Raw genomic sequence first — 25,126 nt, forward strand, 5'->3', positions numbered from 1 at the left:
GATGACCGCTGCTTCCGATGTCGGTTTTCACGCCCAGCGCCAGGCGCGCTGGCACTACGGCGAAGTCGCTTTCTGGCTCATCGTACTGGCCTGCGGCTTTCTGTTTCCCTCGCGCTATCTGATCATGACCGACATCCTGCGGCTGGCGCTGTTCACGATGTCGCTCGATCTCATCCTCGGCTACGCCGGCATCGTCTCGCTCGGCCACGCCGCCTTCTTCGGCGTCGGCGCCTATGCGGCCGGGCTTCTTGCGCTGCACGGGATCATCAACGAGCCCGTGCTGGCACTCATCGTCGCCGGCCTTGCTGCGATGGTGCTCGGCTTTGCCACCAGCTTCCTGGTGATCCGCGGCGTCGACCTGACGCGCCTGATGGTGACGCTCGGTATCGCGCTGCTGCTGGAAGCGCTCGCCGAACGCTTCTCCAACATCACCGGCGGCACCGACGGCCTGCAAGGCATCGAGATGCAGCCGATCTTCGGCGAGATCGCGTTCGACATGTTCGGCAAGGCCGGCTTCTTCTATTCGCTCGCCGTGCTGTTCGTCCTGTTCCTGTTCGCCCGCCGCGTCGTGCATTCCCCGTTCGGCCTATCGCTGCGCGCCATCAAGAACAACCCGCTGCGCGCCGCCGCCATCGGCATCCCCGTCAACCGCCGCCTGATCGCGATCTACACGCTGGCAGCGTTTTATGCCGGCATCGCGGGCGCGCTGTTTACCCAGACCACCGCGATCGCCTCGCTCGACGTGTTCGCCTTCGAGCGCTCGGCCGATTTGATGCTGGTGCTCGTGATCGGCGGCACCGGCTATCTCTATGGCGGGCTGATCGGCGCGGTGGTGTTCCGCATGCTCCAGGAATTGTTCTCCACCATCACGCCGCAATATTGGCAGTTCTGGATCGGCCTCGTGCTGGTCGTGATCGTGCTGGTCGGCCGCCAGCGCCTGCATCGCTGGGTGCTGTATGTGCCGAACCTGATCATCAAGCAGGTCGCAGGCCGCAAGGCCGTCGTCGCCGTGCCGGAGAGCGACGCATGACCATCGCGCTCGAAACCCAGAACCTCGAAAAGCAGTTCGGCGGCCTGCGCGTCACCCGCGATCTCTCGCTGAAGATCGAGCAGGGCGCCCGCCATGCGCTGATCGGTCCCAACGGCGCCGGCAAGACCACCGTGATCAACCAGCTCACCGGCGTGCTGAAGCCGAACTCAGGCCGCATCCTGCTCGAAGGCCAGGACATCACCGATCTGCCCGTGCACAAGCGCGTGCTGCGTGGCCTGTCGCGCACCTTCCAGATCAACCAGCTCTATCCCGACCTGACCCCGCTCGAGACCATCGGCCTTGCCGTCTCCGAGCGCCTCGGCCATGGCGGCGACTGGTGGCGGCGGATGGGGACGCGCGGCGACGTCAATGGCGAGATTGCCGAGCTGCTGACACGCTTCCATCTGCTCGACGTCATGAACGAAGAGACCGTGACGCTGCCTTACGGCAAGCAGCGGCTGCTCGAGATCGCCGTCGCGATCGCCGCCAAGCCGCGCGTGCTGCTGCTCGACGAGCCCGCAGCCGGCGTGCCCGAGAGCGAACGCCATGACATTCTTGCCGTGGTCGGCGCGCTGCCGCGCGACGTCACGGTGCTGCTGATCGAGCACGACATGGACCTCGTCTTCTCCTTCGCCGACCGCATCTCGGTGCTGGTCTCCGGCGCGCTGCTGACCGAGGGCCCGCCCGAGCAGGTCGCGCGCGATCCGCAGGTGAAGGCGGTCTATCTCGGCGAGGAGGCGGTCAATGTCTGACCTGCTCGCAATCGATGCCTTGCGCGCCGGCTACGGCGAGGCCGTGGTGCTGCCGAAGATGTCGCTTCGACTCGCCGAAGGGCAGGTGCTGGCGCTGCTCGGGCGTAACGGCACCGGCAAGACCACGCTGATCAACTCTATCGTCGGCGTCACCCGCCGCTTCTCCGGCACCGTCGCGCTGGCCGGCGCCGACGTCACCACCTTGCGGCCCGACCAGCGGGCGCGCGCCGGCATCGGCTGGGTGCCGCAGGAACGCAACATTTTCCGCTCGCTCACCGTCGAGGAGAACATGACCGCGGTGGCTCAGCCGGGCCCCTGGACGGTGGAGAAGGTCTACGAGATGTTCCCGCGGCTGAAGGAACGGCGGAGCAATTTCGGAAACCAGCTCTCCGGCGGCGAGCAGCAGATGCTGGCGATCGGCCGCGCGCTGACCCTCAACCCCAAAGTCCTGCTGCTCGACGAGCCGACCGAAGGCCTTGCCCCCATCATCGTCGAGGAATTGCTCAAGGCGATCGGGACCATCACCCGGGCTGGGGGCATCTGCTCCATCATCGTCGAGCAGAATGCCCAAAAGATTCTGGGGCTCGCCGATCGCGTCGTGATATTGGAGCGCGGAACGATCGTCCACGACGCCCCGAGCGCCGCACTGAAGGCCGACCCCTCGGTCCTGGAGCGCCACCTCGGCGTCGCAGGCGCGGCCGCCCACTGATCTTCGCCTCTCCCCGCCTGCGGGGATAGGGAGTACAACGAGCGCCGACTGAAATTCGGGAGAAACAAGAATGCAACGAACCAAAGCCCCCTTCCGCGCCGACGAGGTCGGCAGCCTCCTGCGCCCCGCCAAGATCAAGGAAGCCCGCAGCCGTCTGGAGAAGGGCGAGATCTCGGCCGACGATCTGCGCAAGATCGAGGACATGGAGATCGAGAAGGTCGTGCACAAGCAGGCCTCGCTCGGGATGAAGCTTGCGACCGACGGCGAATTCCGCCGCTCCTGGTGGCATTTCGACTTCCTGGCCAAGCTCACCGGCTGCGAGCTGTTCCACCCCGACACCGGCATCCAGTTCACGGGCGTGCAGACCCGTCACGACGCGGTGCGCGTGATCGGCAAGCTCGACTTCCCCGACGACCACCCGATGCTGGACCACTTTCGCTTCCTGAAGAAGGTCGCCGACCAGGCCCACGTCACCGCCAAGATGACGATCCCGTCGCCGGCCGTGCTGCATTTCCGCGGCGGCCGCAAGTCGATCTCCAAGGACGTCTATCCCGATCTCGACGCCTTCTACGAGGACCTCGGCAAGACCTACCGCAAGGCGGTGAAGGCGTTCTACGACGCCGGCTGCCGCTACCTTCAGTTCGACGACACCGTCTGGGCCTATCTCTGCTCGCAGGACGAATTGCAGAAGGCGCGCGAGCGCGGCGACAATCCGGACGGCCTGCAGCAGATCTATGCCCGCATCATCAACTACGCGTTGGCGGAGAAGCCCGCCGACATGGTGGTGACGACGCATGTCTGCCGCGGCAATTTCCGCTCGACCTGGATTTCCTCGGGCGGCTACGAACCCGTGGCCGAGACCCTGCTCGCCGGCACCAACTACGACGGCTACTTCCTGGAATACGACAGCGATCGCGCCGGCGGCTTCGAGCCGCTGCGCTTCCTGCCCAAGGGCAACAAGGTCGTCGTGGTCGGCGTCATCACCTCGAAGTTCGGCGAGCTCGAGAGGAAGGACGACATCAAGCGCCGTCTGGAAGAAGCCGCCAAGTTCGCGCCGCTGGAGCAGCTCGCGCTGTCACCCCAGTGCGGCTTCGCTTCGACCGAAGAGGGCAACATCCTCTCCGAGGAGGAGCAGTGGGCCAAGCTCGGCCTCGCGGTCGAGATCGCCAAGGAAGTGTGGGGCCAGTAGGCCCCACGCGGTCCGGCGGGTGAGTGACGGGTAGATGGCGCAACACTCTCGGTGTCGTCCCGGCGAAGGCCGGGACCCGTACCCCCAGGGAGAAATTGCGGCGCGAGGCCGGTCACCACGAGTCTTCGCCAAACCGCTTCCTGTGGTTATGGGTCCCGGCCTTCGCCGGGACGACACTGGGGTTTGACGCGCGGTCCTCGTCTCTCCGCTGCCAACGCAAGCGCGCCCTCACTTCTCCGCCAGATAAACCTCGCCCAGCAGCGACGAGTTCGACCACGGCACCTGCTTGTTCTTCGTGGACGAGACCACCTCGGCCCGCACCCGCGTGAGCATCTGCTGCACCTCCAGCCCAGGCGTGCCGATATGGCGGGACAGTGCGGCGGAGAATGGCGAGTTGGCGCCTTCGCCGTCGAGCGCGACCTGCCCCGGTGCGGTGGCGAAAGCGATCAGGGTGCCGGCTCCCAGCGTTGCGCCGGCGCCCAGGCTCGTGGGCGCGGCGAGGCCCGAGGCGCCCTCTATGCCACGATTGGTGCCGGCGTTCGCCACCTGCTGCGCCATCGGATTGTTGCGGCAGGCATCGAAGATCAAGATGTTGGTGCGGACCTGGTCGTCGAGGCCGGCCATGATCGTGTCCATGTCGATCATCGCCTCCGTCATGCCCGTGCCCGGCTTGAGCTCGACGTCGACGGGAATGAGATAGTTGCGGCCGTCGACCTGCACACCGTGGCCGGCATAGTAGACCAATGCGACCTGCGCCCGCGCGGCCGCGCGGAGAAAGTCGCGCGTCATCTTCTGCATCGCCGCGCGGTCGAGGTCGATGCCCTCCGACACGGTGAAGCCGATGTCGCGCAGGCTTTTCGCGACCGCGCGCGCATCATTGGGCGGATTGGGCAGCGCCTTCACATGCGCATAGGCGCCGTTGCCGATGATCAGTGCCATGCGCGTGCCGCGGACGGCCGGAGCAGGCGAGGGGAGAGGTGCCGCTCCGGTCTGCTGCGGGGCAGGGGATGCCGCTGGCTGCGTCGCGGGGGAAGGCGCATCGCGCGGGATCGGCGCGGCTGCATCCGTCACCAGCGATAGCCGCACCTTTGCGGTGGCCTGGTTGGCCTTGCTGCCGGCATCGGAGGCCACGATCGCCAGTGTCGCCTTGTAGTCGTCGCGCGCGCGTGCGTAGTCGCCCTTGGCCTCATAGGCCAGCGCGCGATGGGTGTAGCCCGAGATCAGCACGCTGTTCGGCGGCGTCATGATGTTGACCGGAGGCTTGTCCTTGACGAGCCGGATCGCTTCGCTGCCGTCGGCGATGGCGCGGTCGAAATCGCCCTTGGCGCGCCAGATCGAGGTGCGGTTGATCAGCGGCTGCGGCAGCGACGGGTCGAGCCGGATCGCCTGGTTGATGTCGGCGAGCGCGCCGTCGAGATCGCCGAGCGCTTCCTTCGAGATGCCACGGTTCTGGAACGAGAACGCCGATTTCGGATCTGATTTGATCGACATGTCGTAGTCGGCGATCGCCTTGGCATAGTCGCGCTTGCCGCGCCAGGCATTGCCGCGATTGTGGAAGATGATGCCGCTGGGCGGGCCGAGCTTCAACGCATCGTCGAAATCGGCGATCGCGATGTCGTAGTCGCCCTTGTCGTAATAGGCCGATCCCCGCAAGTTGTAGACCGCCTGGCTCGGCTGCAGTCGGATCGCTTCAGTGGCGTCAGTGATGACCTTGGTGTAGTCGCCCTTCTTGTTCCAGCCCACGGCGCGCCAGAAATAGATGGTCGCGAGCTGCTCGCCCTTGAACACCTTCAGCGCGATGATCTTGGTGCAGGCGTCGACCATCTGGTCCGCCGGGGTTGTCTCGGTGGTGCAGAGCGGCCCGAGCTGGTTGCGCGCCTGCGCGTAGGCCGGCGCGCACCAGACCAGGGCGACGAGAAAAACGGGGAGCAGGAGCAGGCGGCGCAAGGAGACCTCGGCTGAAGACGATCTTGCCGGGAGAGTCTGCTTTTGGTCGTGCGCGCGGCTTTTCGGGTTCACGCCGCGATGGTCTGCAACGTTTATTTCTTGGGTTGGCGGGTGCGGATCTCGATCGATCCGCTCGCCATCTGGACCTCGAACCGGGACAGGAAGCTCATGCCGAGGAGGCCGTCGACCCCGGCGCCAAAACCCTTGTCGTCGCCCCCGAGGACGGCGACGGGTACGTTGGCCGCTTCGAGCTTGCCCAGCAGGACCTTGTCGGCCTTGGAGAGTTTAGCCTTCGCTTCCCCGTTGGCCGTGATCAGCGTGATGTCGCTGGAGCCGCCGTCCGCTATCTTGGCCTTGCCTGCAAAGGCCGATTTCACCGACACATAGCTCGCACCCGTATCGAGGACGAACAGTCCGCGCACGCCGTTGATCTCTGCTCTCACGGTGACGATGCCCTTCGGCCCGTGCATCGGGAAGCTTTCCTTGCGGGCCTCGGTCGACGAGACGCAATTGCCCTGCCGCTCGTAGTCGGCGATCATCTTTTGGGTCCGGCTGTTGTCGCGTGTCGCCGGATCCAGCGCGACCCAACGGTTGATCGGCGCTGTCGCCTCGCAGAACTGCTTCAGGGCCGCGTAGGCGTTCGCCATACGAAGGAAGATCCCGCCGGAGATCATTTTCTTGTCGCCGCTGAACAGCTCGATCGTGTCGGAATAGTCGGCGAGCGCGCGGCGATAGTCGCCGGCACTGTCCAGAGCCATGGCGCGGACATAACGCGCGCTCTGGTCGGACGGCGCACGTTTCACATACTCGTCGGCGACCTCGACGGCCTTCGGATAGTCGGTGATGCTCATATAGATGACGGCCGCCTTGTTCAGCGCCGTCAGTGGGGCTCCGCAGTTCTGGACGAATTTGTAGAGCCCGTCGGCGGCTTGCCGCCGATAGCCGCGCCTGTCCAGCATCCCTGCCAGATCGTCGATGCTCCGCTGGTCGCAGGGCTCGCGCTTGAGCTCCTCCAGCTTCAGCCAGACCAGACGCTCGCGCGCCACCGCGGCCGGCAGCGCCCCGATGCGGGCGTAGACGGATTCAAAGACCTGGTCGGGATTGTCGGTGGCGGGGTCGCCTGCGCGGGCGATACTTGAAAACGCAACGAGCAACAGGACCGTCAGGCATTTTCGCCGGAACATATGCACCCCAGAGTATCGCAATCGGCGCTCTCTATATCGGGAAGTGTGGCCTGTGCAAATTGGAGCCTCCAATCTTTCCCCGGTGGGCAGATAATGTTAGAAATCCTCCATCCCACTCCTCTGCCCACCGCCTTCCCACTCATGAAGAACGACGAAATCCTGAGCCAAATCACCGAGTTCTGCCGCAAGGCGGGCATGGCCGAATCGACCTTCGGCCGGCGTGCGGTGAACGATGGGAAGCTCGTGCAGCGCCTGCGCGAGGGCAAGCGCATCACCATCGACACGCTGGAGCGGATCCAGGCCTATATCGCTGCATCGACGACCGGCGGCCTGCCGCCGCCACGTGGGCTTCAGGTGCCCCCGGAGAAGCGCGATCCGCGCGGCAATTTCCGCTTCTTCGAGAACCGGCAGAAATACCTGCTGTTCGTCCATACCTGCAGCGAAAAGCGGGTGATCGCGGACCGGGTCGCGCTGGAGCTTTCAGCGATCCATCCGCGCCCGCCGGCGCTGCGCATTTTCGACGCGGGTGTCGGCGACGGCACGGTGCTGGCGCGGGTGCTGCGCGCGACGCACCAGCGCTACCCGCACATGCCGTTCTATGTGGCTGGCAAGGAGCTCAGCCTCGAGGATCTGCGCCTGACGCTGGAGAAGGTGCCGGACCGCATTTTCGAGCATCCGGCGTCGGTTTTCGTCTTCACCAACATGTTCTATTCGGAGGCGCCCTGGCTCACGCCGGCATCGCCCGCGGCGGCTGCGGCCACGGTCTGGCACGAGGTCCCGCTGCGGGGCGCTTCATCCGGCGAGTTCGAGCAGCAGATCGCCGAATTGCGGCCGTTCCTGGAGCAGAACTGGCGCGCCGCGATCAGCCCGCGCACGGCGATGCCGCTCTATGAGCGGCCGGTCGTGCTGGTGCTGTATCGCGAGGATCACAGGTTTCTGCTGGATTCGACCATCCCGCGGCCGGGCCAGACCGAGGCCAATTTCGACCTCGTGATTGCATCCCAGCCCTACCGCGCGCTGTCCTCGGTCAATTTCCGGGCCAAACGGATCATCGCGCCCCTGGCGCGGGCCCTGCGGCCGGGGGGGCGGCTGATCGGTATCCACTCCCATGGCCAGGATCCGGGCATGGAAATGATCCAGGCGATCTGGCCGGGAGAAAATCCTTTCTCGGTGAGCCGTCATGAGCTATTGCGCGCCGTGAAGTACGAGCTTGGGTCGTTGGGCCGCGACTTAAATTTTAATGCTTATGCTGATAACCGCTCGATCTTCAGGTATGATATGGAAGCTCTGCCCAACGAGGTTACGGGCAATATCGGAACCTCGACGGCCTTTGCAGCGTGGAATGCGGCGGTGTATGTCGCTCAGATCGAGGACGACCGGTTGACAGAAATGACTCAAAACGGCCGCACTCTGGATGCCGCCAGGGACGTGCTGAGAAAGTACAACGGCCTCTGGTTTCTTGACGAATCCTACGTCATCTCGCGCCGGCGTGATTGACACAAATCCAACGGTAAACATCGCAAACGAACCGCCGTCGAGTGGCGGAACAAGGGGTTACTTGATGCGCGCGTCCTATCTCTTCACCAGCGAGTCCGTGTCCGAGGGCCATCCCGACAAGGTCTGCGACCGGATCTCCGATGAAATCGTCGATCTGTTCTACCGCGAGGGGCCGAAAGCCGGCATCGACCCGTGGCAGATCCGCGCCGCCTGCGAGACGCTCGCGACCACCAACAAGGTCGTGATTGCGGGCGAGACCCGCGGTCCGAAGTCGGTCACCAACGAGCAGATCGAGAGCGTCGTGCGCGCGGCGATCAAGGACATCGGCTACGAGCAGGAAGGCTTCCACTGGAAGACTGCCGACATCGAGATCCTGCTGCACCCGCAGTCGGCCGACATCGCCCAGGGCGTCGATGCGCTGCAGCCGGGCGAGGTCAAGGAAGAGGGTGCGGGCGACCAGGGCATCATGTTCGGCTACGCCACCAACGAGACCCCGGATCTGATGCCGGCGCCGATCTTCTACGCCCACAAGATCCTCCGCCTCATCTCCGAAGCCCGTCACTCCGGCAAGGAGAAGGTGCTCGGTCCGGACTCCAAGAGCCAGGTCACCGTGCAGTACGAGAACGGCAAGCCGGTCGGCGTGCGCGAGATCGTGGTCTCGCACCAGCACCTGGTTCCGGACCTCACCTCGAACCAGGTCCGCGAGATCGTCGAGCCCTATGTGCGCGAGGCGCTGCCGAAGGCCTGGATCACGCCGAAGACCATCTGGCACATCAACCCGACCGGCAAGTTCTACATCGGCGGTCCCGACGGCGACTCCGGCCTGACCGGCCGCAAGATCATCGTCGACACCTATGGTGGCGCGGCCCCGCACGGCGGCGGCGCGTTCTCCGGCAAGGATCCGACCAAGGTCGACCGTTCGGCCGCCTATGCGGCGCGCTACGTCGCCAAGAACATCGTCGCGGCCGGTCTTGCCGACCGCTGCACGCTGCAGCTCGCCTACGCCATCGGCGTGGCGCGCCCGCTGTCGATCTACATCGACACCCACGGCACCGGTAAGGTGTCGGAGGACCAGCTCGAGAAGGCCGCCGCCAAGGCGATGGACCTCACCCCGCGCGGCATCCGCAGCCATCTCGACCTGAACCGTCCGATCTACGCGCGCACCTCGGCCTACGGCCATTTCGGCCGCACGCCCGACAACGAGGGCGGCTTCTCCTGGGAGAAGACCGATCTCGTCGAGCAGCTGAAGCGCGCGCTCTAGTTCTCTTGCGTCATTCCGGGGCGCCGCGACAGCGGCGAACCCGGAATCTCGAATTCTTACGGATTCCGGGTTCGCTCGTTGCACGAGCGCCCCGGAATGACGAGCTCAACAAACAGGAACCCCCAATGAACGCGAAGCCCGGCTTCACCGATTACATCGTCAAGGACATTTCGCTCGCCGATTTCGGCCGCAAGGAGCTCTCGCTGGCCGAGACCGAAATGCCCGGCCTGATGGCCACCCGCGAGGAGTTCGGCCCGAAGCAGCCGCTGAAGGGCGCGCGCATCGCCGGCTCGCTGCACATGACGATCCAGACCGGCGTGCTGATCGAGACGCTGGCCGCGCTCGGCGCCGACATTCGCTGGGTCTCCTGCAACATCTATTCGACGCAGGATCACGCCGCCGCCGCCATCGCGGCCGCCGGCATTCCCGTCTTCGCCGTCAAGGGCGAGACGCTGACCGAGTACTGGGACTACACCGCAAAGCTGTTCGACTGGCACGGCGGCGGTCACCCGAACATGATCCTCGATGACGGCGGCGACGCCACCATGTACGTCCATCTCGGTCTGCGCGCCGAGAACGGCGACGCCGCCTTCCTCGACAAGCCCGGCTCCGAGGAAGAGGAAGTCTTCTTCGCGCTCCTGAAGAAGCAGCTCAAGGAAAAGCCGAAGGGCTACTTCGCCGCCATCGCCAAGAGCATCAAGGGCGTTTCCGAAGAGACCACCACGGGCGTGCATCGTCTCTATGACATGCAGAAGGCCGGCACGCTGCTGTGGCCGGCCATCAACGTCAACGACAGCGTCACCAAGTCGAAGTTCGACAACCTCTATGGTTGCCGTGAATCGCTGGTCGACGGCATCCGCCGCGGCACCGACGTGATGCTGTCGGGCAAGGTCGCGATGGTCGCCGGCTTCGGCGACGTCGGCAAGGGCTCGGCCGCCTCGCTGCGCCAGGCCGGCTGCCGCGTCATGGTGTCGGAGGTCGATCCGATCTGCGCACTGCAGGCCGCGATGGAAGGCTACGAGGTCGTGACCATGGAAGACGCCGCGCCCCGCGCCGACATCTTCGTCACCGCGACCGGCAACAAGGACATCATCACCATCGACCACATGCGCGCAATGAAGGATCGCGCCATCGTCTGCAACATCGGTCACTTCGACAATGAGATCCAGATCGCGTCTCTGCGCAATCTGAAGTGGACCAACATCAAGCCGCAGGTCGACGAGATCGAATTCCCCGACAAGCACCGTATCATCATGCTGTCGGAAGGGCGCCTCGTGAACCTCGGCAACGCGATGGGCCATCCGTCCTTCGTGATGTCGGCGTCCTTCACCAACCAGACGCTGGCGCAGATCGAGCTGTTCGCCAACAACAAGGACGGCAAGTACAAGAAGGAAGTCTACGTGCTGCCGAAGACCCTCGATGAGAAGGTCGCGCGCCTGCACCTCGCCAAGATCGGCGTCAAGCTCACCGAGCTGCGCAAGGACCAGGCGGACTATATCGGCGTCAAGCAGGAAGGTCCGTACAAGTCGGATCACTACCGCTACTGAGCCACCTGTTCGATTGACCATCGACGCGAAGCCCCGGAGCGATCCGGGGCTTTGTTGTTTCGGCGCATGGAATTCAACTCGCTTTGCAGTTGCGGCACGGCCGATTGCCAATTGACGGCCGGCAGCGGCGGGCGGACAATCCTTCCTGGCGGAGGAAACCATGCAACAAGAACATTTCGACGTGCTCATCGTCGGCGCCGGGCTGTCCGGCATCGGCGCGGGCTATCATTTGCAGACCAAGTGTCCGGCCAAGAGCTACGTCATCCTGGAGGGGCGCGACTGCATCGGCGGTACCTGGGACCTGTTTCGCTATCCCGGCATCCGCTCCGACAGCGACATGTTCACGCTCGGCTATTCCTTCAAGCCGTGGACCGATCCGAAGGCGATCGCCGACGGTCCGCAGATCCTGAACTATGTGCGCGAGACCGCGGCCGAGAACGGCATCGAGAAGCACATCCGCTTCCGCCATCGCGTCAAGCGCGCGGCGTGGTCGACGCCGGATGCGCGCTGGACCGTCGAGGCCGAGCGCATCACCGGCGAGGGTGCGACCGAGCTCGTGCGCTTCACCTGCAGTTTCCTGTTCATGTGCTCGGGCTATTACAAGTATGAGGCGGGCTATACGCCGGAGTTCAAGGGCACGGCGGATTTCGCCGGCCGCATCGTGCATCCGCAGAAGTGGACCGAGGACATCGACTATGCGGGCAAGCGCGTCGTCGTGATCGGCTCCGGCGCCACGGCGGTGACGCTGGTGCCGGAGCTCGCCAAGAAGGCAGCGCAGGTCACCATGCTGCAGCGCTCGCCGACCTACGTTGTGTCGCGTCCGGCGCAGGATCCTGTGGCCAACAAGCTGCGCCGCAATCTGCCGGCGCAGCTTGCCTATCATCTGATCCGCTGGCGCAATGTGATGTGGGGGATGTTCTTTTTCCAGCTCAGCCGGCGCAGGCCAGCGAAGGTGAAGGACCTCATCCTCAAGGGCGTGCAGATGGCGCTCGGCCCGGACTACGACGTCGCGACCCATTTCACGCCGCGCTACAATCCCTGGGACCAGCGTCTGTGCCTCGTGCCGGACGGTGATCTGTTCAAGGCAATCCGCGAGCAGCGCGCCGCCGTCGTCACCAGCGAGATCGACACTTTTACGCGCGACGGCATCCGTCTGAAGGACGGCCGCGAGCTTGCCGCCGACATCATCGTGACGGCGACGGGGCTGGTGCTTCAGGTCGTCGGCGGTCTCGAGGTCAGCGTCGACGGCCGCGCTGTCGATTTCGCCAACACGCTGACCTACAAGGGCATGATGTACGCCGACGTGCCGAACATGGCCTCGGCCTTCGGCTACACCAACGCGTCCTGGACGCTGAAATGCGATCTCACCTGCGAATATGTCTGCCGGCTCATCAACTACATGGACCGGCACAATTTCCGGCAATGCATGCCGCACAATGACGACCCTGAAATCACCGCGCAGCCGTCGCTCGATTTCACTTCGGGCTACGTGCAGCGCTCGGTCGCGAAAATGCCGAAGCAGGGCTCAAAGCGGCCGTGGCGACTGTACCAGAGCTACGCGCTCGACATCGTCTCCCTGCGCTTCGGCCGGATCGACGACGGCGTGATGCAGTATTCCTGATCGCGCCGCTCGCCTCTATGCCTCGCGCGGGGTGAGCGCGAGCGCAAGATCGATCGCCAGTGCGAGCACCACCGCGCCGCCACCCAGGCCAAACAGGACAAGATAGTCCCCGCCAGTTTGCGCATAGATCCAGGAGAAGCCGTAGGCGGCGGCCGCCTGGAACAGTGCGAAGCTGGTGGTGGCATGGCTCCATGTCGCGCGCTGCTGTTCGGTCGAATGAGGCACGAGCTCGTGGATGCGTCCGAGCACCAGCGGCACGATGCCCGGCGTGAAGCCGCCGACCACCACGCTCGAGACGATCAGCGAGAGCGGAGCGGTGCTCACGGTCGGCAGCAGCACGGCCGCCGCCTCGATCAGGAACGCCGCGCGCAAGGCGGGACCAAAGCCTGAGCGGTCGCCGAGATGACCGGTGACGAGCGGGCCGACGATCGCGCCGAGGCCATACAGCACCCAGTAGCGCGATCCCGCAGCAATGCCCTGGCCGAGCCCCCGTGCCACGAAATCGACGATGAAGACCATGTGCGGCACAAGCGCCACGGCATTGAGGCCGTACTGGACCAGCAGCGCCCGGGCGGCCGGCGAGCTGCGATGGTGCTTTGCTTGATGCGAGGGCACACTATCCGCCTTCGTTTCGGCAGGCCAGTTCCACCAGCTCGCAAGTGTGAGCACGGCCGAGAGCACACCGAGACCGTACCAGCTCTGCTGCAAGCCTTGCTGCAGGAGCAGCGGCACCAGCGTGCCCGATGCTGCGACGCCGAGCCCGACGCCCGCAAAGATGACGCCGCCGACGATGCCGCGCCGCGCGGGCGAGGTGTGCGGCAGAATGACGGACGCCGCCAGCACCATGATGATGCCGCCGGTCAAGCCCGAGAGGAAGCGCCACGCGAAGAACCAGGTGAACGACACCGGGGCCGAGCTCGCAAAGAAGGAGAGGGGGGCGAGCAGCATCATCGCCCGCAGCGCGCGGACCGCTCCGATGCGGTTGGCGACGGCGCGTGCCGCGAGCGCGCCGGCGAGATAGCCGGCAAGGTTCGCCGCGCCAAGGTAGACGACGTCGGATGCGCTGAACCACTTTGCGGCAATCAGCGCCGGGATCAACGGCGTGTAGGAAAAGCGGGCGAGGCCGAGCCCGACCAGCGATGCGGACAAGCCCGCCACTGCATATCGCCAGGCTTGTCGTGATGTTGATCCCGGCTGCTGATGCAGCCGGGTCTCCATGTGTTGCTTCATGTTTGCGTCGGTCATGTCGTCCTCCTGCGCGCACGATGGCGCGCGGATCATCCTGCCTGGCTTGCGCGGCGGCGCCGGAATTCCTGCACGGGCAGGCCGCCCCAGCCCCAATTGTCGGTGTCGACTTCCTCGATCACGACGAAGGTGGAATCGTGCGGCTTGCCGAGAACGTCGAGCAGGAGCTGGCTCGATCCCTTGATCAGTGCGGCCTTCTCCGCCGCCGTGAGCGATGCCGCACCCGGCGTCGTTCCCTCGCGGGTCACTTGAATGGTGACCATGGGCATCGTGGTGCTCCTCGGCTCAGTGGCCGGCGCTCTGGCCGCCGTCGACATGCAGGATCTCGCCGGTGACGAAGGAGGCACCCTCGAGATAGAGCACGGCATCGACGATGTCGGACATCTCGCCCATGTGGCCCACGGGATGCATCGCGCCGTACTGCGCATGCGTCGCGACAGCGTGCATCGGCGACTTGATGATGCCGGGCGCCACAGCATTCACGCGGATGCCGCGCCTGGCGTATTCGATCGCGAGCGACTTGGTCGCGGCGTTCAGCCCGCCCTTGCTCAGCGAGGCCAGCACCGAGGGCACGTTCGAATTGGCGTGGTCGACCAGCGTGGTCGTGATCTGGACGACGTGACCGGACCCCTGCTTCTCCATCTCTGCGATGGCGAGCTGGGTGATGTTGAAGAAGCCCGCGACGTTGGTGCCCATCACCGCCGCATAATCTTCGGCCGTGTACTGCGTGAAGGGCTTGGCGACGAAGATGCCGGCATTGTTGACCAGCGTGTCGACCCGGCCGAAGCGGGCAACGGCCTGCGAGACCACGCGCTCGGCGGTGGACCGGTCGGCGATGTCGCCGGCAACGGCGAGGACATCGTCGTCACCCGACGGCTTGATGGAGCGCGCCGTGGCGACGACGCGATAGTTGCGATCGCGAAAACCCTGGACCAGGGCGGCGCCGATACCCTGCGATGCACCGGTGATGATGGCGACCTTCTGCTCGATACCCATGACGGGCTCCTGTTGTTGAAGACCTGCGCCAGCAGCGGCTGGCTTGCCCGGTGAGGTACGCCGCAGCGGCTTGCTTGCGAATACACGTTGTCCGGCAGACTCTGTTACGCGACGCGAACGAATGCCGGATCGACCAGTGGCGGCAGTTGTCGCCGGGCGGAGGAGCGCCTAGCCTGTCACGGGAATTTGACGGGGCGCCGGGAAGGCATGGATCGTCTGGATGCGATGAATGTGTTCGTGCTTGCGGTGGACGAGGGCAGCCTCGCCGCCGCGGGCCGCAAGCTTGGCCGCTCGCCGGCGGCGGTGAGCCGCGCCATCGCTTTTCTGGAAGAGCGGGTCGGTGCCGAGCTGCTGCACCGGACGACGCGCTCGATCAAGCTGAGCGAGGAGGGCGAGCGCTATGTCGCGATCTGCCGCCGCGTCCTCACCGAGCTGGAGGAGGCCGAGGACATCGCGGCCGGGCCGCGCACGGCGCCGCGCGGCCTGCTCACGATCACCGCTCCGGTGGTCTCCGGCGAGATGGTGCTGCGGCCGATCCTCGATGCGTTTCTCGACGCCTATCCGACCGTATCGGCAAAGCTGCTGCTGTTCGACCGTGCGGTCAACCTGATCGAGGAGGGCGTCGATATCGCGCTTCGCATCGGTCCGCTGGCGGATTCGGCGATGGTGGCAATGCGGGTTGGCGGGATCAGCCGCGTCGTGGTGGCGGCTCCCCGCTACCTGAAACAGCACCCGCGCATCACCGAGCCCGGCGATCTCGCAAAACACCAGATCGTCGCGATGGCGCATCTGCCCAATTCCTGGACCTTCGCGCCACAGGCGGGCTCGTCGGCGCCGCGCTCCGTGCAGTTCACCCCGCGGCTCGTCGTCAACAGCACCTATGCGGCGGTGGCCTCCACCGTGGCCGGGCGCGGCGTGGCGCGGATGTATTCGTACCAGGTGGCCGAGCAGGTCGCGCGCGGCGAGCTCGAGATCGTGCTGGCGGACGATGAGGATCCGGAGATGCCCGCCCATCTCATTTGCCCGCAGGGCCGGCTGTCGGTGCCCAAGGTGCGGGCCTTCACCGACTTCGCCGTGCCCCGGCTGAAGAAGCAGTTCGCACTGCTGAAGAAGAGCATCACGGCGCGCTGAGCTGCTTCGCGCCCGCGCAATGCGTTGTTTTGCGTATACGGCGGGTCGGCTGAATCGGCGATGGTTCCAAAACGGTTAACGCCCATTTAACGGATGAGTCCTAGCCTGTCTCGGCCGGGGTTACTCGCAAGGCCGAGGTGAGCCCAATGGAAGCCCAGAAGATCGCGGTCGACGCCGTCGTTGCGCTGACCGATTGCGATCGCGACGCCGTGATCGTGTTCATCCGCCGGCTCTATCTCGCCGGCGTTACCGACCCCAAGCGCCTGACCTTCAAGGGCCTGCAGGCACTGTCGCGGGCCTGATTCGGCTCGTTTCGGCCGGTTCGGCCCCCAAGCTCCAACCGCTTGCTCTCTCCGACGTGATTGCAACCCACCGGTGAATATCTTGCTGCTGGGTCCGGGGCGGAGTAGATGACGTCCCCGGCTGGGTCACTGGGGAACTTGGGGAAATGTTGAAACAGCTTTTTGCGCCGCAACTCGTCATTTTGTACGTGCTTGCGGCCTCGACGATCTACGTTCACTTCCGCGGCAAGCAGCGACTGCGCTTCGCGCGCCAGCTTGGTGATCACTCGACCTATCTCGCGCCCTACAACGTGCTGATGTATGCGGGCTCGGCGGTGCCGAACAGGCCGGTGATCTCGGTCGAGCAGTTTCCGGAGCTCAAGCCGCTGAGCGAGAACTGGGAGACCATCCGCGACGAGGCCGTGCGCCTGTTCGACGAGGGCTTCATCCGCGCGGCGGCGAAGAACAACGATTGGGGCTTCTATTCGTTTTTCAAGAGCGGCTGGAAGCGGTTCTACCTGAAATGGTACGACGACTTTCTGCCGTCGGCGAACACGCTGTGCCCGAAGACGGTGGAGCTGCTCAAGTCGATCCCGAGCGTGCACGGTGCGATGTTCGCGATGCTGCCGCCGGGCGGCAAGCTCGGCGCGCACCGCGATCCCTTTGCCGGCTCGCTGCGCTATCACCTCGGCCTCGTCACGCCGAACTCGAACAAGTGCCGCATCCTCGTCGACGGCGTCGAATGCGTCTGGCGTGACGGCGAAGCCTTCATGTTCGACGAGACCTTCATCCACAGCGCGGAGAATGCGACCGACGTCAACCGCATCATCCTGTTCTGCGACGTCGAGCGCCCGATGAAGTTCGGCTTCATGACCGCGATCAACCGCTGGGTCAGCCATCACATCGTCAAGGCGTCGGCCACCCAGAACGTCGACGGCGAGAATGTCGGCGTGCTCAACAAGGTGTTCGGCAAGCTCTACGAGATCCACCTCGCCAGCCGCAAGATCAAGGAGTGGAACCGCAACGTCTACTACACGCTGAAATATTCGCTGACGGCGCTGATCCTCGGGCTGATCGTGCTGTCGGCGCTGCGGTGATCGTGCCGCCAGATTGAAAATGAAAGCCCCGGAATGCTCCGGGGCTTTTTTCTTTGTGGTGATGGCTGTACGTAGGCGAAATGCTCTCAGTGCTATTTGCGGTCATTGCGCTGTTGTACGCAACGGTGGGCCAAGCTGGTGGTACGGCGTTTCTCGCCTTGATGGCCTTCGCCTCGTTTCCGCCGAGCGCGATGCGACCGACGGCTCTCCTTCTCAATATCGTTGCTGCCGCGTACTCCACCTGGGTTTTTAATCGCGGGCGATTGGTCGATTGGGGCAAGCTTCGTCCGTTGCTGGCGGCGTCGCTGCCGGCCGCTCTTGTCGGCGGGTTCATCGTGCTTGATGCGCATCTGTATAAGGCCGTTACCGGCATTGTGCTTTTGCTCGCGGCGGCAATCCTTGCTCTTGGTCGCGTACGTGAAGGAGGACAAGACCGACCGATGCCGTTGCGGGGCGCCTTCGCCGCCGGCGCGGCGGTTGGTCTCGTGTCTGGGCTCACCGGTGTTGGTGGCGGGATCTTCCTGGCACCGATTTTGATCGCGCTGCGCTGGGCTTCGCCGAAACAGACGGCAGCTCTCTCAGCGCCTTTCATTCTGGCAAATTCAGTACTCGGGCTGTTGGGCGCAACATATGCCGGTCAAGCCCCCTCTGAGCAGACGTGGCTCTATGCCTTGGCGGCGCTGACGGGCGCGATGCTGGGGACATTGATAGGCTTGAGGTGGTTGTCGGAAGCGATGACACGTTACGCTCTGGCAGCGATCCTAGGCATGGCCGGCCTTCAGCTTTTGCTCCTGCCCTATTTGCGACCGTAAATTTGTATCGGCGCGACGTCGGCTGTTGGCTACACGCGAAGTCAGCCGCGACAGGCTTGCCGCCGCTATCAGGAACATGGCGGACATAGGAAGCGCCGCGATGTATGGGTAGAGATCCTAAGGCCGAACATGGAGCAGGCAATGGCGCCCTTGCCGACCGCGAACACCGAGATCACGCAGTTCTTCCGCCAATGGCTGGACACCTTCGCCGGTTATGTCCGCGAGGTCGACTATGCCTCGGCAAGGCCGCTCTTCCATCCCGACGTGCTCGCTTTCGGCACGCATAACGACGTCATCCCAGGCCTCGATCAATGGGTCACGACGCAATGGGACAACGTCTGGCCGAAGACGGCCGACTTCCGTTTCGTCCTCGAACAGACCTCTGTTCTGGCATCACCCGACGGAGCGATGGCGACCGTGATCGCGCCGTGGACGAGCACGGGCTATCATCCCGACGGCAGCGCATTTCCGCGGCCCGGTCGCGCGACCATGATCTTTTCGAGGAATGGCGATGGCTGGTTGTGCGTGCATTCGCACATGTCGCTCAATCGCGGTGTGCCGCAGGCAAGCCACGCCAACCGGCCGGTGAAGGCCTGGTAGTGCGCGTAGGGTGGATTAGCGAAGCGTAATCCACCAATGGGCGCGAGCAACAATTGAGGTTCTTTGTTGTCGTGCGTCTGTAGTGGTGGATTACGCTTTCGCTAATCCACCCTACGATATCGAGCCTACTCGGGCTGGCCGATGCTCACCTTCAGCGTGCCGACGCCGTCGACGCCGCATTCGAGCTTGTCGCCGGGCTGCAGCTGCGACACGCCGGCGGGCGTGCCGGTCATGATGATGTCGCCGGCGGCGAGCTTCACCTGCTGAGACAGCTGCCAGATCGTCTCCGGCACGTTCCAGATCATCTGCTCGAGGTCGCCCGTCTGGGCTTCCTTGCCGTTGACCGTGAGCCAGATCTTGCCCTTGGTGGGGTGGCCGATCTTGGAGGCCGGCTGCAATGCCGAGGCGGGCGCGGAGCCATCGAACGACTTGCCGATCTCCCACGGGCGCTCCTTCTTGCGCGAGGCGATCTGGAGGTCGCGGCGGGTGAGATCGATGCCGACGGCATAGCCGTAGACGTGGTCCAGCGCCTTGTCGGCGGGGATGTTGAGACCGCCGCTCTTCAGCGCGACGATCAGCTCGACCTCGTGATGCAGATCCTTGGTCAGCGGCGGATAGGGAATGGTGGCGCCATCGGGCACCAGCATGTCGGCGTGCTTGGCGAAGAAGAACGGCGGGGCGCGCTCGTCATTGCCCATCTCGCGGATGTGCTCGAGATAGTTGCGGCCGACGCACCAGATGCGGCGCACGGGATAACGGCCGCTCTCCCCGACGACGGGAAGCGAGGCCTGGGGCGGAAGCGGAATGACGTAGGAGGCGGCGTTCATGAAGCGGTCTCGCTGCTCTTGGTGGGGTGATGGGGAACTCTATGCGGTTGCACTGATCGGCGCCAGAGCGCCGGCGTCGCGATGTTGCAGGCGGAAGAACGAGGCATAGCGCCCGCCGCGGCGCAGGAGCTCGTCGTGGCGGCCCTGCTCGACGATCTCCCCGCCCTCGACCACCAGGATGCTGTCGGCGTGCATGATGGTGTGCAGGCGGTGCGCGATCACGATGGTGGTGCGGTTCTGGCAGAGATGCTCGATCGCCTCCTGCACCTGCCGCTCGGATTCGGAATCCAGCGCGGCGGTGGCTTCATCGAGCAGGATGATCGGCGCGTTCTTGAGCAGCGCGCGCGCCACCGCGATGCGCTGGCGCTGGCCGCCAGAGAGCTGCGTGCCGTGCTCGCCGACCGGCGTGTCGTAGCCGAGCGGGAAGCCCATGATGAAATCATGCGCGCAGGCCGCTTTCGCCGCCTCGATGATCTCGCCCTCGCTCGCGCCCGGTCTGCCGAAGGCGATGTTGCTCCGGATGGTGTCGCGGAACAGATAGACGTCCTGGCCGACATAGGCGGTCTGGGCGCGCAGCGATCTGCGCGAGACCGAAGAGATCGACTGGCCGTCGATCACGATGTCGCCCTGCGTCACCTCGTAGAAGCGCAGGAGCAGCGCCAGCACGGTCGACTTGCCGCCGCCGGACGGACCGACCAGCGCGGTGACCTTGCCGGGCTCGGCGACGAAGCTCATGCGGTTGAGGATGGTCTCATTGGCGCGATAGGAGAAGCTGACGTCGCGCAGCTCGATCCGTGCGTCGGAAAGCTTCAGCGCCGGCTTGTCGTCGTCGGACCGCTCGCTCGCGGGGCTATCGACGACCTCGAGCAGCATGCGCGCGCCGACGAGCTGGCTGTTGAGGTCGATGTTGAGGCGCGCCAGCCGCTTGGCCGGCTCGGTCGCCATCAGGAACGCGGTCATGAAGGAGAAGAACGCGCCGGGCGTGGCGTTGAGCGCGACCACGCTGTAGCCGCCATAGAGCAGGCAGCCGGCGACGGCGAAGCCGCCGAGCATCTCCATCAGCGGATTGGAGCGGTTGGCGACGCGGGCCATCTTGTTGGCGTTGCGCTCGACGATCGCGATGTTCTCGTCGATACGCTTCTGCATGGTGTCTTCGAGCGTGAACGCCTTGACGGTGCGGATGCCTTGCAGCGATTCCTGCATCGTCTCCATGATGTCGGCGGTGCCGGTGAACTGGTTGTAGGCGAGGCCCTTGATGCGCTTGACCAGCTTGCGCAGCACCAGCATCGCCGGCGGCACCGCGACGAGGCCGATGAACGACATCAGCGGATCCTGCCACACCATCACGCCGATCATGGCGAGCAGCATCAGCAAGTCGCGCCCGACGGCATTGACCAGCATGTTGAGAACGTCGGTGATGGACTTGGCGCCGGCCGTCAGCCGCGCCAGGAACTCGGACGAATGCCGCTCGGAGAAGAAGCCAACGCTTTCGCGCATCAGCTTCGCGAACAGCTGGCGCTGGTTGGTGGCAAGGATGGCGTTGCTGATCTTGGTCAGGATCACCATGTGGCCGTAGGTCGCCACGCCCTTGATGAAGAGCAGGATCACCGTGATGCCGGAGAACATCGCGATGCCCGGGATGTTCTTGTCGACATAGGCCTGGTTGATGACCTGGCCGAGCACATAGGTCGCGCCCGCGGTTGAGCCCGCGGCGAGCGCCATCAGCGCGAAGGCGACGAGGTAGCGCCGCCAGTAGACGATGCCTTGTTCCGTGACCAGGCGGCGAATCAGGACCGCTGCCGCATAGGGATCGTCGGTGATTTTCTTTGGAAACTGGGCCATCCGTAGTCCATTGACGGCGCAGGGAAGCCTGCCCGCGCGTCAGGGATCGATGGGCCTCTGTGCCCGCTCAAGCGGGGTTTTTCAAGCCCAATTAAGGGCTTGCGTCCGGACGGAAATTAGGCCGAGACGGCCTGGCGGAGCTCGCCATGGCGCTCGCGGAACAGCTTGTCCTCCCAGGCCAGCGCGTGGGCCGCGATGGTCTCAAGGTCGTCATATTGCGGCTTCCAGTCGAGCAGGCCGCGAATGCGGCTGGTGTCGGCGACCATGGTCATGATGTCGCCGGGCCGGCGCGGGGCGTACTGGACGGCGAAGCTGCGCCCGGACACACGGCGCACGGCGTCGATGGTCTCCAGCACCGAATAGCCGCGGCCGTAGCCGCAATTCAGCGTGGTCGAGGCGCCTCCGTTGCGCAGGTAAGCGAGTGCCGAGCGATGGGCCTGCGACAGGTCCGTGACGTGGATGAAGTCGCGGATGCAGCTGCCGTCGGGGGTCGGATAGTCGGTGCCGAACACGTCGATCTTGGCACGCTGGCCGGTTGCGGCCTCCACCGCGATCTTGAGCAGATGCGTGGCGCCGACGGTGGCAAGGCCAATGCGTGCCTGCGGATCGGCACCGGCGACGTTGAAGTAGCGCAGGGTCACGTACTGCATGCCGTAGGCGGCGGCGACGTCGTGCAGCATGATCTCGGTCATCAGCTTCGACGAGCCGTAAGGCGACAGCGGCCGCGTCGGCGCGTGCTCGGGCACCGGCACCTGGTCCGGATTGCCGTAGACCGCCGCGGTCGAGGAGAAGATGAAGCGGCCGATGCCGCGCTTCACGGCGACGCTGAGCAGGTTGCGCGCGGTGACGAAATTGTTGCGGTAATAGCCGAGCGGATCGCGCATCGAATCCGGCACGACCACCGAGCCCGCGAAATGGATGATGCTCTCGATGTTGTGCTGGGCGATGACACCTTCGAGCAGGTTCTCGTCGCCGGCATCGCCGATGAACAGCGGCACGCCTTCCGGCAAGTACGCCGAGAACCCGGTCGAGAGATCGTCGATCACGACGACGTCCTCGCCGGCTTCCGCCAGCGCCAGGACCGTATGACTTCCGATATAACCGGCGCCGCCGGTGACTAGCACAGTCATGGTCTCACCCGTCCTCGATCAACGCGCAAAGCTAGCGCTTGCGTGGTGAAGAGGGGGTATCGGCGGCCCTGAACTGGTCACTATGCTTAATGTTGCGTATAGGGACTTTCGAAACGGAGCATGACGTGGCGAATTTCCCAGCCGATCTCGAAGTGATCGTGCCAAATCTGCACAGGCGCTATTCCGGGGTCACCGCGACCAACCGGATGGTGGCGCCGCGGCTGGCGAAACTGTATCGCGCGGCATGGTTCGGCTCGGATGCGCCGGAGGGGATCGCGCGGCTGGGTGTTGCCGATTTCCTCAAGCTGTGGCGCCGCAAGGCGCCGCTGATCTGGCACGCGCGGCGCAACAACGAGATGATCGCGGGCGTCGTGCTGCGCGCGGTCGGCTGGCCGCTCAAACTCGTGTTTACCTCGGCGGCGCAGCGGCATCACAGCTGGATCACGCGCTGGCTGATCCGGCGCATGGACGCGATCATCGCAACGAGCGACATCTCGGCCTCGTTCCTGAAGGTGAAGGCGACGGTGATCCCGCATGGCGTCGACACCGACGTTTACGCGCCTCCGGTCGACCGCGCGGCGGCGTTTGCGGAAGCCGCGCTGCCGGGCCACTACGCCATCGGCTGCTTCGGCCGCGTGCGTGCGCAGAAGGGGACTGATTTGTTCGTGGATGCGATGTGCCGCTTGCTGCCGCGCTATCCGGATTTCACCGCGATCATCGTCGGACAGGTCACGCCCGAGCAGACGCCTTTCGCCAATGACTTGAAGAAACGCATCGAGGCAGCCAACCTGCAATCGCGCATCGTCATCACCGGCGAGTTGCCGATCGAAGCGGTGCAGCGCTGGTATCAGCGGCTGACGATCTACGCCTTCACCTCACGCAACGAAGGTTTTGGTCTGACGCTGATCGAGGCGATGGCGGCGGGAAGCGCGCTCGTCGCCGCACGCGCCGGTGCGGCCGAGCTCGTGGTCGAGGATGGTGTCACCGGCGTGCTGATCCCGACCGGAGATGCCGACGCGCTCGCGGCGGCGCTCGAGCCGCTGATGCGTGATGTGGCGTCTGCGACGGCGATGGGCGAGCACGGGCGGGCGCGAGTGCTCGAACGATTCAGCCTCGATGCGGAAGCGGCGCGGATCGGCGCGGTCTATCGGCCGCTGCTTTGAGCCGCTTTTGCCAGCGCAAACAAAAAAGTCGAAAACAACCCCATGCACAGTAGCCAGGGATAAGGAAATCAATGGCTTGGCGGGTGGTTTGGCTTGCTGCTGATTTTACGAAATCGATTTGACCCGTCGGGCAAAACAGTGGCAAGGTGTCACCATGGGCGCGAGCCTCGGCGGCCTCACGTCTCCGCCCTTGCCCCCACGTCACCGAGCACCCGCTCCGCAATCCCCACCACCTCGCTCGCCGCAATGTCCCGCATGCAGCGGTGGTCGTTCATCTTGCAGATCGTGCTCTGGCAGGGCTGGCACGACAGCACGCTCTTGTCCTGGACCACGGTCGCGGCGAGGCCGTTGAGAGGGGCCCAGAGATAGGGGCTGGTCGGGCCGAAGATGCCCATGGTGGGCGTGCCGAGCGCGGCGGCGATGTGCATCAGGCCGGAATCGTTGGAGATGGCGACGCCTGCCGCCGCCATGGCCAGCACGCCGTTACGCAGATCGTTGCCGGTGAGGTCCCGCACTTTGGGGCCGCCCGCGGCGACGATCTCCTGGGCGAGGCCCTTTTCCGCGGGGCCGCCTACCACCCAGACCTCGAGGCCGCGCTCGACCAGCAGGCGGGCGGCCTCGGGATAGTAGGTCCAGCGCTTGGAGACGCCGACCGAGCCGGGGGCGAGCGCCACTGCGGCGCCGGCGCTGAGGCCGTTGGCCTGCCGCCAGCGCACGATGTCCTCGGCGGGGACCCGCAATTGCGGCACCGGCCATTCCGGGGGCAGGGGGGCGCCGTCGGGCTGGGCGAGGGCGGCATTCTTGTCGATGAAGCGCGGCAGCTTCTTCTCGCCCCAGCGCCAGCGGTTGAGCAGGCCGAACCGGAACTCGCCGACAAAGCCGACCCGCTCCGGGATACCGGCCAGTGCCGGCGCGATCGCCGCCTTCCAGGTCCGGGGCAGCACCAGGGCTGTGCCGTAGTTCCGCTCCCGCAGGAGGTTCGCAAGGCCGAACTGGCGGCCGACGGCCAGCCGGCTGCGCGGCAGGTCCCAGACGATTCCCTGCCGGACGCCGGGCATGTAATCGACCAGCGGGGCGCACAGGGACGTGGTCAGGAGATCGACCGGCCGGTTCGGCCACCGCTCATTGAGGACCCGCACCACGGTGTGATTCCGGACGAAATCGCCGATCCACATGTAGGGAATGATCAGGATCGGGCGGGTGTCGTCCCGATCTGCACGTCCACTAAGTTGCGAATCTTGGTTCATTCGTTAATAGGGCCGAAG

At 65.0% G+C, this 25,126-nt stretch carries 23 protein-coding genes; 14 read left to right on the plus strand and 9 right to left on the minus strand.

Annotation, left to right across the window (positions count from 1 at the left end):
• Position 1 precedes the first annotated feature (1 nt).
• From JQ603_RS22960 to JQ603_RS22975, 4 genes are all read left to right on the plus strand, one after another.
• On the plus strand, positions 2–1,030 hold the full coding sequence (locus JQ603_RS22960; protein ID WP_212342793.1) for a branched-chain amino acid ABC transporter permease: 1,029 nt from the start codon (positions 2–4) through the stop codon (positions 1,028–1,030).
• The gene (locus JQ603_RS22965; protein WP_212342794.1) at positions 1,027–1,782 is read left to right on the plus strand and encodes an ABC transporter ATP-binding protein; all 756 of its coding nucleotides are present in this window, start codon (positions 1,027–1,029) and stop codon (positions 1,780–1,782) included. The genes JQ603_RS22960 and JQ603_RS22965 overlap by 4 nt, the downstream gene beginning before the upstream one ends.
• On the plus strand, positions 1,775–2,491 hold the full coding sequence (locus tag JQ603_RS22970; protein WP_212342795.1) for an ABC transporter ATP-binding protein: 717 nt from the start codon (positions 1,775–1,777) through the stop codon (positions 2,489–2,491). Before JQ603_RS22965 ends, JQ603_RS22970 begins: the two co-directional genes overlap by 8 nt.
• 70 nt (positions 2,492–2,561) lie before the next feature.
• Positions 2,562–3,680: a cobalamin-independent methionine synthase II family protein gene (locus JQ603_RS22975; protein ID WP_212342796.1), complete on the plus strand. Its 1,119-nt coding sequence runs from the start codon at positions 2,562–2,564 to the stop codon at positions 3,678–3,680.
• A gap of 228 nt (positions 3,681–3,908) precedes the next feature.
• Here JQ603_RS22975 and JQ603_RS22980 read toward each other — a convergent pair whose 3' ends face one another.
• On the minus strand, positions 3,909–5,627 hold the full coding sequence (locus tag JQ603_RS22980; RefSeq protein WP_212342797.1) for a caspase family protein: 1,719 nt from the start codon (positions 5,625–5,627) through the stop codon (positions 3,909–3,911).
• A 92-nt stretch (positions 5,628–5,719) separates the two neighbouring features.
• On the minus strand, positions 5,720–6,811 hold the full coding sequence (locus JQ603_RS22985) for a retropepsin-like aspartic protease (protein WP_212342798.1): 1,092 nt from the start codon (positions 6,809–6,811) through the stop codon (positions 5,720–5,722).
• Between the two features lie 141 nt (positions 6,812–6,952).
• Between JQ603_RS22985 and JQ603_RS22990 the strand changes: the two genes are divergently transcribed.
• The 4 genes from JQ603_RS22990 (at position 6,953) to JQ603_RS23005 (ending at position 12,737) form a co-directional block, all read left to right on the plus strand.
• On the plus strand, positions 6,953–8,308 hold the full coding sequence (locus JQ603_RS22990; protein WP_212343296.1) for a hypothetical protein: 1,356 nt from the start codon (positions 6,953–6,955) through the stop codon (positions 8,306–8,308).
• A 64-nt stretch (positions 8,309–8,372) separates the two neighbouring features.
• Entirely contained in the window at positions 8,373–9,569 is a 1,197-nt protein-coding gene (gene metK / locus JQ603_RS22995; RefSeq protein ID WP_212342807.1) for a methionine adenosyltransferase, read from the plus strand.
• Positions 9,570–9,694: 125 nt separating this feature from the next.
• Positions 9,695–11,116: an adenosylhomocysteinase gene (ahcY, locus tag JQ603_RS23000; RefSeq protein WP_212342810.1), complete on the plus strand. Its 1,422-nt coding sequence runs from the start codon at positions 9,695–9,697 to the stop codon at positions 11,114–11,116.
• Positions 11,117–11,276: 160 nt separating this feature from the next.
• Positions 11,277–12,737 (plus strand): flavin-containing monooxygenase, encoded by a 1,461-nt coding sequence (locus tag JQ603_RS23005; protein ID WP_212342811.1) that lies wholly within the window; start codon positions 11,277–11,279, stop codon positions 12,735–12,737.
• Positions 12,738–12,752: 15 nt separating this feature from the next.
• On the opposite strand, the gene JQ603_RS23010 is transcribed toward JQ603_RS23005, so the two are convergent.
• Genes JQ603_RS23010 through JQ603_RS23020 form a run of 3 tightly spaced genes read right to left on the minus strand, consistent with a single transcriptional unit; the run spans position 12,753 to position 14,978 of the window.
• Positions 12,753–13,982, minus strand: coding sequence for an MFS transporter (locus tag JQ603_RS23010; RefSeq protein ID WP_212342813.1), 1,230 nt, complete (start codon positions 13,980–13,982; stop codon positions 12,753–12,755).
• A gap of 32 nt (positions 13,983–14,014) precedes the next feature.
• Entirely contained in the window at positions 14,015–14,251 is a 237-nt protein-coding gene (locus JQ603_RS23015) for a tautomerase family protein (RefSeq protein WP_212342815.1), read from the minus strand.
• 16 nt (positions 14,252–14,267) lie between these two features.
• Positions 14,268–14,978 (minus strand): SDR family NAD(P)-dependent oxidoreductase, encoded by a 711-nt coding sequence (locus JQ603_RS23020; RefSeq protein ID WP_212342817.1) that lies wholly within the window; start codon positions 14,976–14,978, stop codon positions 14,268–14,270.
• A gap of 207 nt (positions 14,979–15,185) precedes the next feature.
• Between JQ603_RS23020 and JQ603_RS23025 the strand changes: the two genes are divergently transcribed.
• The 5 genes from JQ603_RS23025 (at position 15,186) to JQ603_RS23045 (ending at position 18,899) form a co-directional block, all read left to right on the plus strand.
• The gene (locus JQ603_RS23025; protein WP_212342819.1) at positions 15,186–16,109 is read left to right on the plus strand and encodes a LysR family transcriptional regulator; all 924 of its coding nucleotides are present in this window, start codon (positions 15,186–15,188) and stop codon (positions 16,107–16,109) included.
• Positions 16,110–16,255: 146 nt separating this feature from the next.
• A complete protein-coding gene (locus JQ603_RS23030) occupies positions 16,256–16,411 on the plus strand; it encodes a hypothetical protein (RefSeq protein ID WP_212342821.1) in 156 nt (51 codons plus the stop codon).
• Between the two features lie 146 nt (positions 16,412–16,557).
• On the plus strand, positions 16,558–17,487 hold the full coding sequence (locus JQ603_RS23035; RefSeq protein ID WP_212342822.1) for an aspartyl/asparaginyl beta-hydroxylase domain-containing protein: 930 nt from the start codon (positions 16,558–16,560) through the stop codon (positions 17,485–17,487).
• An 80-nt stretch (positions 17,488–17,567) separates the two neighbouring features.
• A complete protein-coding gene (locus tag JQ603_RS23040) occupies positions 17,568–18,299 on the plus strand; it encodes a sulfite exporter TauE/SafE family protein (protein ID WP_212342831.1) in 732 nt (243 codons plus the stop codon).
• Between the two features lie 141 nt (positions 18,300–18,440).
• Positions 18,441–18,899 carry a YybH family protein gene (locus JQ603_RS23045; protein WP_212342833.1) on the plus strand — a complete coding sequence of 153 codons (459 nt, stop codon included), beginning with the start codon at positions 18,441–18,443 and terminating at the stop codon, positions 18,897–18,899.
• Between the two features lie 125 nt (positions 18,900–19,024).
• Here the strand turns inward: JQ603_RS23045 and JQ603_RS23050 are convergent, their stop codons facing one another.
• The 3 genes from JQ603_RS23050 to galE all read right to left on the minus strand — a co-directional run bounded on the left by JQ603_RS23050 (position 19,025) and on the right by galE (position 22,698).
• Positions 19,025–19,726 (minus strand): fumarylacetoacetate hydrolase family protein, encoded by a 702-nt coding sequence (locus JQ603_RS23050; RefSeq protein ID WP_212342834.1) that lies wholly within the window; start codon positions 19,724–19,726, stop codon positions 19,025–19,027.
• A gap of 39 nt (positions 19,727–19,765) precedes the next feature.
• Positions 19,766–21,568: an ABC transporter ATP-binding protein gene (locus JQ603_RS23055; protein ID WP_212342835.1), complete on the minus strand. Its 1,803-nt coding sequence runs from the start codon at positions 21,566–21,568 to the stop codon at positions 19,766–19,768.
• Positions 21,569–21,684: 116 nt separating this feature from the next.
• Entirely contained in the window at positions 21,685–22,698 is a 1,014-nt protein-coding gene (gene galE, locus JQ603_RS23060) for a UDP-glucose 4-epimerase GalE (RefSeq protein ID WP_211403974.1), read from the minus strand.
• A 125-nt stretch (positions 22,699–22,823) separates the two neighbouring features.
• Between galE and JQ603_RS23065 the strand changes: the two genes are divergently transcribed.
• Entirely contained in the window at positions 22,824–23,861 is a 1,038-nt protein-coding gene (locus tag JQ603_RS23065; protein WP_212342836.1) for a glycosyltransferase family 4 protein, read from the plus strand.
• Between the two features lie 176 nt (positions 23,862–24,037).
• Here the strand turns inward: JQ603_RS23065 and waaF are convergent, their stop codons facing one another.
• The gene (gene waaF / locus JQ603_RS23070) at positions 24,038–25,108 is read right to left on the minus strand and encodes a lipopolysaccharide heptosyltransferase II (protein WP_212342837.1); all 1,071 of its coding nucleotides are present in this window, start codon (positions 25,106–25,108) and stop codon (positions 24,038–24,040) included.
• Positions 25,109–25,126 lie beyond the last annotated feature (18 nt).

It is taken from the genome of Bradyrhizobium liaoningense (assembly GCF_018130825.1).
In the GTDB taxonomy this organism is placed as follows: Bacteria; Pseudomonadota; Alphaproteobacteria; order Rhizobiales; family Xanthobacteraceae; genus Bradyrhizobium; species Bradyrhizobium liaoningense_B.